Genomic DNA, 12,734 nt, shown 5'->3' with positions numbered 1-12,734 from the left:
ATTAATTTCCTTCTAGGTAAACTACTTGCCGCTCACAATTTCGTATGCGCCATCTTGATCAAAATCCATGCATACATAATAAGGAAGCATCGCCTGCTGCTCACCGATATCGATGCCAAACATATCGTTTAATGGAAATGAATCAACACGGTTGATCACCACATTGAATTCGTCTTTTAAAAAGCCCATTTTGTGGATCTTTTTGATTTCAGATGGTGAATGAACCACAGCTTTATAAACCGCTTTATCGGCAAAGCCATCAGGAAATTGTTTAAACAAAATTTGGTCCATTTGCGGATGAGTAAAACCTGAAAGGAATTGTTTCATAAGCTCTGCGCTGATATTTATATCATCGCAGCTAGAATGTAATAACTTGGCAACTTCGTGCCCTATTTCAAATAGTTCTTCAAACCAATTGTCGTGATCAACCACTCGGTCAATAGTTAATAATTCATGCCATGTCATTTTTGTGTCAGGGCTGTAAGGGTTAAAAGTTTCTAGACTTAAAGAAAAGTGATCAGGCTGCTGATTGGGCTCTGGCATTTGGTATTGACATTGGTATTTGTTATAACCCCATGTTTCTCGGCCATTCACCAAAGCATTAATATTGTTAACTGTGATAAAGGCTGGATACCAATAAAGGTGAGTCATTTTTTGAGTCGAGCTGTCTACTTGTGCTATTGGCAGCCAAATAATGATGTCTGTTTCTTGCATCCAACCATAACTTCTAAACGGTTCAACTTTGGATGCAATATTTTCTATATCTGTAAACGTTAACAAGCAATACGACGACAGCGCTTTAAAACTAAACTCAGTACTAGCAACATTATTGAGTGTTTTATCAACATAATTTTGTATGGATACGTAAGTGCCTTTAATAAAAAAGCCATACATCATCGCATTAAGCATTCTACAGGGAGGTTTCGCTATCGGGTTACCATTGAAGTGTTGATATGCTCCGTATTGCTCTTCGCTCATCGTTAATTTCCTTCATTTATATCATAGATTTACCTCCAGGCTTTCCTGTACTAGCGACTCCTGAAGTGTTTGAATTTCTTGTTCACACCAATGAGTATAGTGAAGGTATGCATATTTGTTGAATTGCTTTGAAAGCGCATTCATAAATCCATGATTGTATCTTGTACGAATGCAATTAACGCCAGGCACTTTTTTCAAAGTATTAATAACGGGGGTGATTTCAAAGTGAGACTCGCTATGAGGAAATAACAATTCCACGTGGCATCTTGGGTAAAGATTTAAATAGTTTCGGATCTGACCTGGGTAAAACCCAATAAGCTTTTTCGGAGTAAAACAACTCATATTTGACACAGCACGCCAAGCAGCAGATGCCCCCGCACTAAAAGCAATAATCAGATCAGGCTGAGTCGACTTAATCGCTCTTTGTACCTTAGACAAGTAAACATCATGTCCAACGGTATTTATAAACTGCTTGTAGGCATCATCTTCTCTTTGCTGCGCAAAAAGTTGCTTCATCTCGTAAGGTGAGCAGATCACAACATCACCACTGAGCTCACTGGCGAATGCGTCTAAATTGGCGGTATGACCGAAAATATCACTGACTATTAGCGTTACCATATGAGTTTCCTTGTTATATTAGGCATTGCTTAGGAGTTAATAGCCAACCTTCAATTGTATCTAATTTTCTGTTTCGATGTACAGCTCGTACAAGCTCTAACTTAAGTTCATATCCGTTGATAGATAGAGTTTCACGTTTGCTATGTAACATCAGGCTGGTCTATAAAATTTAGCAGAGCTACACACTTTGTAAACATGTAAAAACCAAAAATTTTACACTAATGCAAATTCATGCTTAATTGTATTTGCTAAACTCTTAATTATTATAAGCAGGTGGGATATGCAGATGAGAAAAATTTGGATCCCTACAATGCTTTTGTGGGCTTCTATTTTACAAGCTAAGTCAATAACTTGGATTTACGTTGATTTCTCTCCGTATTATATCTTAGATGGTATTCAAAAAGGCTTGGGTCGAGATGAAAATGTTGTACAAATGCTGGCTCAGGTAATGCCAGAATACAAGTTTAACCATATCGTTTTCCCCGCCAGCCGTGCGATTAAAGAATTGTCTGACCCATCAAATATCTATTGCATGGTATCACTGTATAAAACTGTTGATAGGCAGAAACACATTGCATATACCAACGAAGTATCAACCATTGGACTTTCCCCTTCTATGGCGATCAGAAAGTCTTCTCTTCAAACGCTAAATCTTGAGCCTGGTCAACAAGCATCATTAAAAGAATTATTAAAAAAGCACAAGCTAACACTCGGCATTGCATACAAACGTTCTTTTGGTACTGAAATTGATAAGATCATTAAAAATACCGACGAAGACCAAATTATTATTAGGCCGGGAAAAGATCCACTGGTGGGTCTGACAGGTATGCTCATCAAAAGTCGCATTGATATAGCCTTAGGCTACCCGAGTGAACATTTTCACTTACAACAAATACTCGACCATAACTATGAGCTCTCGCAGCTCACCATCAAAGAAACCAACAACTTTGCACATGGATATATTGGTTGTACCAAACGTGATGAAACTCATGAATTACTGAATGATCTAGACATCGCACTGAAGCAAATCAAGACTTCAAGGAAGTATAATGACACCATGTTGTATTGGTTACCGACAGAGTTGCAGCCAACTTTGACCAGCAAACTCTTTCGGCAACCGACTAATACACCACCGGATAGCTAGGGCGTCATGCGCTACTCACACAATACAGTGTGCCATAGCGCATTTGGGGTATTGAAAGCCTTTAATGTGAACAGAAGTTATTCTCCTAAGAGCAACACGCCCTAATTTTTGTAAAAATAACTTTCTTTCTCTAGCATGATGCTAGCATCTTCAACCGCGCTGACCGTAAAGGTAATTTTTTGTGCTTTTGATTTGATATCATATCCATCTGCACTCACCGTCACCGATACCAACTCCATGTCACCAGGACCAATTGCAATTTGTTCAGGAACTGAAAGCTGCGCGCCCTCTATACCTTGTAATGAGATGTTATAGTGCATTACTTGCTGCGTTTTGTTAATAATGTTAAAAGTATACGGATTCTCGACAATTCCCTCGTAATTGACACGGTACAAGGCATTTCTATCTCGAATAATAGAGACTTCAAGTGGTGTGCGACCTAACAACCAAACAACCATTGTAGCAACGACTAAGGCCGTTAAAGTTGCATAACCAACCAGCTTTAACCTGAATGGGTTAGTGGTTTTACCTGCCAGTTGATTCTCACTCTTGTAGCTAATTAAACCTTTTTGATAGCCAAACTTATCCATCGTCTCATCACATGCATCGATACACAATCCACAGTTGATACATTCGTATTGCAAACCATTTCGTATATCAATACCAGCCGGACATACATCAACACACAAGTTACAGTCTACACAATCACCAAGCCCGAGCTTTTTAGGGTCGTCTTTGCGCTTTCTCTTGCCTCTGCTTTCACCTCTCACGTCATCATAACTGACAAGCAAAGTGTCTTTATCAAACATCACAGATTGAAATCTAGAATACGGACACGCTACCGTGCACATTTTTTCTCGTAAAAACCCTGCATTTCCGTAGGTACATAGCGCAAAAAGAAATACCCAAAAAGACACCAACCCAGACCATTCAAAATATATCATATTGATATAAAGCTCTTTTGCCGGGATGAAATAGCTCATAAATGACGTTGCCGTCATGACTGATATAACCAGCCATATACTGTGCTTAGTGAATTTATTAGTGACTTTTTTCAAAGTCCATGGGGCCTTATCTTGTTTAATACGCTGATTTCGCGATCCTTCAATTCGATGTTCAACCCATGTAAACAAGAGCATCCAAACTGTTTGAGGGCACATAAACCCACACCACACTCTCCCCAACCAATTAGTCACAAAAAACAATGCAAATGCACCCGCCATAAACAACCAAGCCAATATCATGAAATCTTGGGGTAAGAACGTCAGTCCAAAAATGCGAAAATGTTGATGCGCGACGTCAAGTAAAATAGCCTGCTGACCTTCGTAGCTTATCCAAGGCAGACCAACAAACGTTAGCATCAACAACCAACTTAAAGAGCGACGGATTTTCTGAAAATAACCTTTTTGTTCACGGATATAAATTGGGCCTTCGTGTTTATAAGGCTTAATGATGAGATCTTCTTCTTTAATATCAAACTTCATAACAAATCTACTTGCTTGTGTAATGGACACAAGTACATTTGCAACTTTCAGACCAAACTGAAAGTTCATCTATTCAATTGAATTTATTGATTTTAATTTATGTTGCAATAACGAGAATCGTGATATATCACGATTTTCATTATTATTCACGAGCGACTGATTCCCAGCTTTTTCATTTTTGAACGCAATGTGCTTTCATTCAAGCCGAGCTTAACAGCAGCGCCCTGCTCGCCAGCTACACGCCAATGGCATAATTCCAGTATCGTTAAAATATGTTTACGCTGCGCTTCGTCAAGTGACAAATCATCCATGTCTTGTGCGTTAGTATCGGGCTGCGCAGCAGCATTGAGGGGTTGAGAAAGTTGAATCAAACGCGCGTTAGTTAAAATAGCTTCACGCTCTAGCACATTTTGCAATTCGCGAATATTACCCGGCCAATCATAGCGCTGTAGTTTATTGAGTGCCGATTTTGATACACCTTGAAAGCGCTTACCTAAGCGCTTGTTTAGCTGTGCAATGATATTGGCACTCAATAAAGGGATGTCTTCTTTGCGCTCTCTTAATGCAGGCACTTTTAGAGGAAACACATTTAATCTGTAGTATAGGTCCATACGAAACGTTCCTTGCTCTACCATTTGCCATAAATTGCGATTTGTCGCAGTGATCAAACGAATATCAACGGAAAGCGTTTTGCTGCCTCCGACTCGTTCAAACTCTTGTTCTTGTAATACCCTCAGTAATTTACTCTGCGCTTCAAGCGACAACTCGCCAATTTCATCTAAAAACAAAGTTCCCTTATTAGCTAACTCAAACCGCCCTTTACGCAATTCGTTAGCGCCAGTAAAGGCCCCTTTTTCATGCCCAAATAGTTCTGATTCCAGTAAGCTTGGTGTGAATGCGGCACAGTTTACTTTTACAAAAGGTAACGATTTGCGCTCGCTCAGCCTGTGTAAGTTACGTGCAACGAGCTCTTTCCCTGTGCCATTCTCGCCTAAAATCAATACGGTACTACTGGTTTGACTTACAAGTTCAATTTGCGCAAGCATCGTTTTAAAGATATGGCTGCTACCCACTAGGCCAGAATCCTGCCAGTCTTCGTTCAACTCTGAAAGTAAGTAAGCGTTTTCATCTTTGAGTTGTTCGCTTAACGTTTGCACTTGCTCTAACGCATCACGAAGTGCCGTCTCAGTTTCTCGTTGCTTTGAAATGTCACGAAATATCGCGACAGCACCAATTAACATGCCGTCTCGATAAACGGGTGTCGATGTGTACTCTACGGGGAAGCAAGTGCCATCTTTGCGCCAAAACACTTCGTCTTTTACATGACGGTGTTTACCATCAAACATGGTGCAATAAATTTGACATTGATCGGCTGGATAAGGTGTCCCATCTGCATGGCTATGATGGTGATATTGGTGGATTTTTTTGCCTAGTAATTCATCAGCGCGCCACCCTGTCATACGCTCCGCTGCTGGATTAATAAACACGGCGTTTCCGGAAAGATCAAATCCATAAATTCCCTCCCCAACTGCATTCAACAACAACTCAGTATCACCCAAAAATTCTTTAACCATGTAAACACACTCAAATCGTGAAATATCACGACAAGCGTATCACAGTTTGCAGTAACGTTATTGAAAAAATTTTGCCGCGTTGATCTTTTCTATATGTCATCGCTCAGTTGTGGTACTTAACCGTTTTGAGTGGAAAAAAGTCATACCGTAGAGTCAACACAGCCTAGTAAGCTTGGCGGTAGTCGGATAAGCTCTTTCCATACTGCGCTTTAAACACCTTGTTAAGCGAGCTTAGGTCTTGATAACCTACTTGCCATAATATTTCATCAACGCTCAAACGGGTCGTTCTAAGCAACTGTTTCGCACGCTCCAATCTTGCAAGTCGCACATAACTGGATGGTGATAAACCAACCTGCTTTTGAAAGCGCCGAATTAATGTACGCTCGCTCGTGCTCAATCTATTGGCCAAAGTCGGCAAAGTTAAATCTGCAGATAAGTTTTCTTTGATATAATTTTGTAACGCTAAAAGTTTGCTGTCTTTGTGCAGCTCAAATGCGCCAATACGCATGTAAGGTTGTTGGCTTTCAATTGCTTCGGGTAATGCCAGCCACGAACGCACATCTTCCGCAATTTTTTCACCACAGGTTTGCTCTACAAAGTAGAGCATCATTGAAAAGTAGCACTGTGCAGCACCTGAGGTAAGCACTTTCCCTTGCTGTAGAAATACTTTTTCTTGGCTCACTTTTAGGCCGGGAAAATAACGTTGATAGAATGACTTCAACCACCAACTACTCGTGACATGAACACCATCTAAAAATCCACTGGTCGCCAAATAACTCACCGAAGTACACGTCGCTATAACGTATTCAGCTTGATGAGCAATTACATGGATATGCTGGCTATGCTTAGTCAACTTTTGACACGCTTGCCAAAGTGGATGCTGACCTTGAAATTGTGAACCAACCCAAAGCATCACATCCGCCTTTCGCAGCTCCTCAAGTGTTAGGTCACAATTTATGATTAATCCCTGACTCGTTCTAACCTGTAATTGTTCAATGCCTACTAATTGCCATGAAAACAGGTTTCGCTGTGCAACGATATTAGTCACATTGAGTATATCAATGATCCCTGTCAATCCACTGGCAAGCGCATTATCTGGGCAAATAATCGCTACGTTCAACATTGTCACTTTTAGCCTTTTTTTTGTCATTAATGCCAATTTAGCTTTTACGCTCACTTTCGTAAAGTATCTTTCAATCTATTATCAAAAGGTGTTTACTTATGTGGGTTCACTATCCAATTTTTTTTCTAATCTCACTTGTCTGCTTTTTATGGCTACTAACCACCAACTTGCGTATAAATGCAATACGGCATAAACAGGCTTCAGCTGCTGATATCAAGTTCGTCAGAAAGAAAAACCTGCCTCTGACTACTGCACTTGCAGGCAATAGCTATGACAATCAATTTCAGCAGTCAACGCTTTTCATTGTGTTACTTACCCTTTTGGAACAACAGCAAATGAGCGGACATTTTTGGTATGTGCTAAGTACCTTTTTTGTTGTCGCCCGCTACTGGCATTGCTTTGAACATGTAGTTGGTAGAAATCTATTGCTGCGCACAATCGCATTTGCGCTGGCAACGAGTTGTTTTTTCATTGCCTGGTTTGCATACTTGTATGTCAACTTGTTTGCATAACCGTACTATCCCCCTTTTAGCGCTCGTTCGGCGATGATAAAATGGCGTTTTGCACAAATAATGGCAGGCGCCACTTTTGAATACTTCGACTTATATTCCAGACACTTTTTTAGACGATGTAAAAAGCTATATACCAAGCAACTTATCAATCGACGATTTCATTAAGGCATGCCAAAGCCCCCTAAGGCGATCGATACGAGTCAACACATTAAAGATGTCAGTGGCAGATTTCATTGCTTATTGTGAGAAACACGACTGGAACATTAAACCAGTCCCTTGGTGTGATACTGGCTTTTGGCTTAGTCGACCTGAACAAGAAGAGCAAAACCTGCCAATTGGTAACACTGAATTACATCTTAGTGGCTGCATCTACGTGCAAGAAGCAAGTTCGATGCTACCACCTATGGCGCTTAAAGATACACTTGAAGAAAGTCCATTTGTGCTTGATATGGCAGCCGCACCGGGTTCAAAAACATCACAACTTGCAGCCATCATGAATAATGAAGGTGTGTTAGTAGCCAATGAATTATCTTCATCTCGCGTTAAAGTATTAGCCGCCAATATGAAACGCATGGGAGTGGCCAACTGTGCTTTGTCCCATTTTGATGGCGTCATCTTCGGCGACTACATGTTTGAATGCTTTGATAGTATTTTGCTTGATGCACCATGCTCTGGAGAGGGCACGGTTAGAAAGGATCCCGACGCCTTAAAAAACTGGTCAATTGACTCGAATATCAACATCGCTCAAGTACAAAAACAACTCATCACAAGCGCCTTTTACGCGCTGAAACCCGGTGGTACGCTAGTTTATTCAACCTGCACTTTAACACCATTAGAAAACCAAGAAGTTTGTTCATATCTACTTGAACAGTTTCCAGATCAAATTGAGATAGAGCCGTTAGATACATTATTTGAAGGCGCAGACAAAGCCACTACGGAACAAGGCTATTTGCATGTTTGGCCACAAATATACGATAGCGAAGGCTTTTTTATCGCGCGTTTCAAAAAGCGAGGTTCAGTTGACAATGCCAACCAAAAATTCAAAAAGGGGGCGTTTCCATTTGTGCCCGCGGATAAAAAACTAGCGCAGAATTTCCAAAGCCATATCAAAAAACAATTTGCGATAAAACAGTTTCCCGGCACGCTAATGAGCAGAGACAAAGAGTTGTGGTTATTTCCTGAGCACTTTGAACTTATCCAAGATAAAATTAAGTACGCACGCCTTGGAATTCAAGTTGGTACAACGCATAAAAATGGTGTGCGTTTAGAGCATGAACTCGCTACATCACTAGGGTCATTTGCCGAGCAAAATACATTTGAAATGACGCAACAACAAGCCATTGATTACTTTCAAGGTAAGGATATACGTCTTGCGCAAGCATCAACAAATGTCGGTGAAGTAATTTTAACTTTATGTGGCGCGCCCGTAGGTTTGGGCAAGTGGCAAAAGTCTAAAATTAAAAACAGTTTACCGAGAGATTTAGTGAGCAACAGCCAGTTGATAACTTGGGAATAACTTGAATATATCTTGGATATATCTTTTGTGTTTTTTTAGATTAATTTGTCATATGAGGTATAACTCAATGTTTTTAAATGATTTAAAAAACATTTCAGACGTTTGTAATTTTTATAAATAGTTAACTACACTTAAGTTTACTTTCTACTTCTCCCTGATGTATAGAAGGTGTTTTTAAGTAACGCATTGGCTCTCTAGAGCCATCCCCTAAGCCCAGAGCATCCCTTTGCTCTGGGTCTTTTTTTGCTTAACATTTGTCAATAATTAGTTGCTTCGTTGGCGGCAGATTGGTCTTAAAAATCGCAACATTGCATTCAACCCGACAGAAGTACTTCTTACATCTGTACTTGACGGGAATGGACCACCATGGTTCATAGATGCACATACTTCAACACCAGTAGGCATTTGGTTTTCAATCAAACGACCTACTTTGTACTGCAATGCTTCAATGATTTCAGCATGAGATTCAAAGTCGCCTTGTGTACCGTGTATTGATGCAGTTAACTGCCCTTCTAAGCCTTCAATCAATTGCTTTAATTCATTATCGCTGTCATATTTCACCATCATAATTGATGGGCCAAAGACCTCTTCATGTAACAATGAGTTATTGAGGTACGTTTGTGCATCTGTACTAAACAAATGCGCATTTGCATGGAAGTCTTCTTGCAACTGACCTTGAGCTAACAACGCCACTCCATCAGCCAACTTCAACCTTTCAATACTTTGTTTGAAACCACTAACAATGTTAGGAGACAGCAAAGTGTCAGAAGTACTTTGTGATAGTTGTCTAATGGCTTCTTCAACCAATTGACTCGCACCATTTGGAACAAACCACAACCCAGGACTCGTACAAAATTGACCGTTGCCCATCAACACAGATTGACACAGTGTCTGAGCGAGATCTTTGCCTTGCCCGATTGCTTGTTGCGCAAATATAACTTGGGGGTTGACGCTGCCCAATTCGCCGTAAAATGGAATAGACTCTTTTCTTGTCGCAATTGTCTCCATGAGTTTTTGCGCAACACCAAAACTTCCAGTGAAACCAACCGCTTTCACGTCATCAGCAGCCACTAGCTGGTGAGAGATCCCATAGCCTTTCGCTTGGATCATTGAAAACACCCCTTTAGGCATGCCAGTTCTTGCAATTGCTTTATCTATTGCATGCGTCATCAACTCACTGGTTGCAGGGTGCGCTGTGTGACTTTTCATAACCACAGGGCAACCTGCTGCGAGTGCCGCAGCAGTATCACCACCCAAGGTTGAAAAAGCATAAGGGAAATTTGACGCCCCAAACACGGCAACCACACCCACGGGTAAATGACTTAAACGCGTATAAGGTTTTGGCAAAGGCTGACGACTCGGATCAGCAAGCTCCTCAACATCGAGGTCCAACAGTCCATTTCTGCTGTGCTCTAAACTTTGAGCGAATGTGCGTAATTGATTAACGGTACGACCTCGCTCACCCTGCAAGCGAACAAGTGGTAAATTCGTTTCTTGGTGTGTTACTTCAAACAATTGCTCACCAAGCGCCTCTATTTCGTCAGCAATTGCGTACAGAAAAGTGGCTCTCTGTGCTGGGCTAGTCTGGCGGTACTGTGCAAACGCCTGCTGAGCCGCATTCACTGCTTGTTCTAGCATCAGTGCTGTTGCTTCGTAAATAGGGGTGGTCAAAGGCTGGTTCAATTTCGGTGAAAAGCCAAAAAACGGCGCTGCGCCTTCGGCAATACACCACTGCCCTGCGATGTAACTTGCTCCACTGATCTCCATAACTTACTCCTGTTGTGTATTAATTAAATAACTTGAAAACCGAGTGCATACGGATCATCGTCATCGACTGTAATGTTGCTCGTACCTGTCACCCTCGACCAGCCACGTACACTTGGCAAAATGGCCACTTTGCCCGCCACTTCGGTCACACCCTCAACACAGCCAGCAAACTGACTACCTATGTAGCTTTCGTGTACAAATTCTTCGCCAACTTTAAGCAGCCCTTTTGCAAACAATTGCGCCATTCTCGCACTGGTTCCTGTTCCACAGGGTGAACGGTCAATTGCTTTATCACCATAAAAAACGGCATTAGCTGCGCTGGAGTTCTGCTGCTTAGGTTGTCCTGTCCAAAGGACGTGAGAAGCACCTTTGACCGTTGCATCGAGTGGATGAACACACTCTAGTTGTTGATTTATGATTTGACGTACGATTGGGCTGTACTTGAGAATTTCACTCGCACTCCACTTATCTATGCCAGGAAAGTTCTCTTGTGGCTCTACTATGATGTAAAAATTACCGCCGTAGGAAATGTCTACCTTGAGTTGTCCAAGTTCAGGCACATCGATTAGTATGTTTTCGTAGGCTAAAAACGCAGGCACATTAAACAGCTTAACCCATTCAACTTTGCCATTTTCCATTAAGTAATTAACATCAACTCGGCCAGCTGGCGTATCTAGTTTTAGTTCACCTTGCTCGTTAGGCTGGATCAAACCATGCTCTAGTGCAAAGGTAATCGTACCAATCGTGCCGTGACCACACATTGGAAGGCAGCCCGATGTTTCAACAAATAAAATACTCGCATCACCATCAGTGGTTGTTGGCGGGTAAATAAATGAGCCTGACATCATGTCATGACCCCGAGGTTCAAACATCAGTGCTTGTCTGATCCAATCATACTCAGCCATAAAGTGCTGTCGCTTTTCACTCATTGTGTCACCCCGTAAATTGGGGTGACCACTCGTGATTAAGCGCACAGGGTTGCCACAGGTGTGGCCATCAATACATGAAAAGGTCCCTTTGCGCATAAACTTAATCCAAATTAAATTTACTTAAATCAACGCGGTTGCTCATTGCTTCATCGTATAGACGCGCGACCATCGCTTTTTGATCTTCAGGAAGGCTTAAGCGTGGTGCTCGCGTTACTTCTGAACCTCGTCCCGCTAGCTGCTCAGCATACTTAATACACTGTACAAGCGTAGGGATTGTGTCTAAACGCAGTAATGGTAAAAACCAGCGCCAGATCTCTTTTGCTTCTTCATAACGTCCTTGGCGTGCTAACTGATAAATTGCCACAGACTCTTTTGGAAAAACATTCGTCAAACCTGAGATCCAGCCAGTTGCTCCTAACATTAAGCTTTCTAGAGCAATGTCATCGACACCGCCAAAAATGGTGAATCGATCGCCAAATGCACTCTGCAATTCAGTAATACGACGTGTGTCTTCTGTGGCCTCTTTAATCGCCACAATATTTTCCTCATTCGCCAGTACCTTCATACCCTCGATAGATACGTCAACGCCATAAGTGATTGGGTTATTATAAATCATAACAGGCAAAGACATGCTACGCGCGACCTGCTGGTAGTGATAAATCGCTTCACGCTCAGTTGAGCGGTACACCATCCCTGGAAGTACCATCAATCCGTCGATACCAATTTCTTCCGCATCCTGACAAAACTCGATGGCAAATTGTGTAGTTGTCTCAGCAACACCCGTTAGCAATGGCACTCTGCCTGCTACAATCTTTTTTGCAGCTTTTAGCACTTCACGTTTTTCTTCTACTCGTAATGAGCAGTTTTCACCTACAGTGCCCAAAACGATAATACCGTGCACACCTTCATTAATAAGCGCATCAATCATGCTTGTTGTTGTTTCAAAGTTAATGCTGCCATCATCGTTAAATTGGGTTGTAACTGCTGGGTAAACCCCTTGCCAATCGATCATCTTATTTTTTCCTCATTGGTTTTTGTGTTTACCATCTTAGGTATATTGTATACAATAATCAATATCCGATTGGTGAT

11 protein-coding genes are annotated in these 12,734 nt (G+C 41.5%); 3 read left to right on the top strand and 8 right to left on the bottom strand.

Going from position 1 to position 12,734, the window contains the following annotated elements:
- Positions 1-21 precede the first annotated feature (21 nt).
- Both ACW689_RS10780 and ACW689_RS10775 read right to left on the bottom strand, forming a co-directional pair.
- A complete protein-coding gene (locus ACW689_RS10780) occupies positions 22-978 on the bottom strand; it encodes an acetoacetate decarboxylase (RefSeq protein ID WP_476291168.1) in 957 nt (318 codons plus the stop codon).
- A 21-nt stretch (positions 979-999) separates the two neighbouring features.
- Entirely contained in the window at positions 1,000-1,596 is a 597-nt protein-coding gene (locus ACW689_RS10775) for a dienelactone hydrolase family protein (protein WP_476291166.1), read from the bottom strand.
- Positions 1,597-1,876: 280 nt separating this feature from the next.
- Here ACW689_RS10775 and ACW689_RS10770 point away from each other — a divergent pair, with 280 nt between their 5' ends.
- Positions 1,877-2,740, top strand: coding sequence for a TIGR02285 family protein (locus ACW689_RS10770; RefSeq protein WP_476291164.1), 864 nt, complete (start codon positions 1,877-1,879; stop codon positions 2,738-2,740).
- Positions 2,741-2,841: 101 nt separating this feature from the next.
- Here the strand turns inward: ACW689_RS10770 and ccoG are convergent, their stop codons facing one another.
- The 3 genes from ccoG to ACW689_RS10755 all read right to left on the bottom strand — a co-directional run bounded on the left by ccoG (position 2,842) and on the right by ACW689_RS10755 (position 6,921).
- A complete protein-coding gene (gene ccoG / locus ACW689_RS10765; RefSeq protein ID WP_476291162.1) occupies positions 2,842-4,224 on the bottom strand; it encodes a cytochrome c oxidase accessory protein CcoG in 1,383 nt (460 codons plus the stop codon).
- Positions 4,225-4,370: 146 nt separating this feature from the next.
- Positions 4,371-5,798, bottom strand: coding sequence for a sigma-54 interaction domain-containing protein (locus ACW689_RS10760; RefSeq protein WP_476291160.1), 1,428 nt, complete (start codon positions 5,796-5,798; stop codon positions 4,371-4,373).
- Positions 5,799-5,961: 163 nt separating this feature from the next.
- Positions 5,962-6,921, bottom strand: coding sequence for a GlxA family transcriptional regulator (locus tag ACW689_RS10755; RefSeq protein ID WP_476291158.1), 960 nt, complete (start codon positions 6,919-6,921; stop codon positions 5,962-5,964).
- A 98-nt stretch (positions 6,922-7,019) separates the two neighbouring features.
- On the opposite strand from ACW689_RS10755, the gene ACW689_RS10750 reads away from it, so the two are divergent.
- Positions 7,020-7,433, top strand: coding sequence for an MAPEG family protein (locus tag ACW689_RS10750; RefSeq protein ID WP_476291156.1), 414 nt, complete (start codon positions 7,020-7,022; stop codon positions 7,431-7,433).
- A 76-nt stretch (positions 7,434-7,509) separates the two neighbouring features.
- Complete coding sequence (gene rsmF / locus ACW689_RS10745; RefSeq protein ID WP_476291154.1) at positions 7,510-8,949, top strand: 16S rRNA (cytosine(1407)-C(5))-methyltransferase RsmF; 1,440 nt, start codon at positions 7,510-7,512, stop codon at positions 8,947-8,949.
- A gap of 264 nt (positions 8,950-9,213) precedes the next feature.
- Here the strand turns inward: rsmF and ACW689_RS10740 are convergent, their stop codons facing one another.
- From ACW689_RS10740 to ACW689_RS10730, 3 genes are read right to left on the bottom strand one after another with little or no spacing between them, the layout of a single operon-like run.
- A complete protein-coding gene (locus ACW689_RS10740) occupies positions 9,214-10,716 on the bottom strand; it encodes an aldehyde dehydrogenase (NADP(+)) (RefSeq protein WP_476291152.1) in 1,503 nt (500 codons plus the stop codon).
- A 23-nt stretch (positions 10,717-10,739) separates the two neighbouring features.
- The gene (locus ACW689_RS10735) at positions 10,740-11,741 is read right to left on the bottom strand and encodes a 4-hydroxyproline epimerase (protein WP_476291150.1); all 1,002 of its coding nucleotides are present in this window, start codon (positions 11,739-11,741) and stop codon (positions 10,740-10,742) included.
- A 4-nt stretch (positions 11,742-11,745) separates the two neighbouring features.
- Positions 11,746-12,657, bottom strand: coding sequence for a dihydrodipicolinate synthase family protein (locus ACW689_RS10730; protein WP_476291148.1), 912 nt, complete (start codon positions 12,655-12,657; stop codon positions 11,746-11,748).
- Positions 12,658-12,734 lie beyond the last annotated feature (77 nt).

The organism is Pseudoalteromonas sp. ABE4_541 (genome assembly GCF_056312285.1).
Note: the sequence above shows the minus strand (reverse complement) of the source record. Positions and strands in the feature narration are given on the sequence as shown.

What these genes read in the sequence shown, in the direction of transcription:
- ACW689_RS10775 (WP_476291166.1), bottom strand. Translation starts at nt 1,596, where the DNA reads ATGGTAACGCTAATAGTCAGTGATATTTTCGGTCATACCGCCAATTTA.
- ACW689_RS10730 (WP_476291148.1), bottom strand. Translation starts at nt 12,657, where the DNA reads ATGATCGATTGGCAAGGGGTTTACCCAGCAGTTACAACCCAATTTAAC.
- ACW689_RS10760 (WP_476291160.1), bottom strand. Translation starts at nt 5,798, where the DNA reads ATGGTTAAAGAATTTTTGGGTGATACTGAGTTGTTGTTGAATGCAGTT.
- ACW689_RS10780 (WP_476291168.1), bottom strand. Translation starts at nt 978, where the DNA reads ATGAGCGAAGAGCAATACGGAGCATATCAACACTTCAATGGTAACCCG.
- ACW689_RS10735 (WP_476291150.1), bottom strand. Translation starts at nt 11,741, where the DNA reads ATGCGCAAAGGGACCTTTTCATGTATTGATGGCCACACCTGTGGCAAC.
- ACW689_RS10740 (WP_476291152.1), bottom strand. Translation starts at nt 10,716, where the DNA reads ATGGAGATCAGTGGAGCAAGTTACATCGCAGGGCAGTGGTGTATTGCC.
- ACW689_RS10750 (WP_476291156.1), top strand. Translation starts at nt 7,020, where the DNA reads ATGTGGGTTCACTATCCAATTTTTTTTCTAATCTCACTTGTCTGCTTT.
- ACW689_RS10770 (WP_476291164.1), top strand. Translation starts at nt 1,877, where the DNA reads ATGCAGATGAGAAAAATTTGGATCCCTACAATGCTTTTGTGGGCTTCT.
- ccoG (WP_476291162.1), bottom strand. Translation starts at nt 4,224, where the DNA reads ATGAAGTTTGATATTAAAGAAGAAGATCTCATCATTAAGCCTTATAAA.
- ACW689_RS10755 (WP_476291158.1), bottom strand. Translation starts at nt 6,921, where the DNA reads ATGTTGAACGTAGCGATTATTTGCCCAGATAATGCGCTTGCCAGTGGA.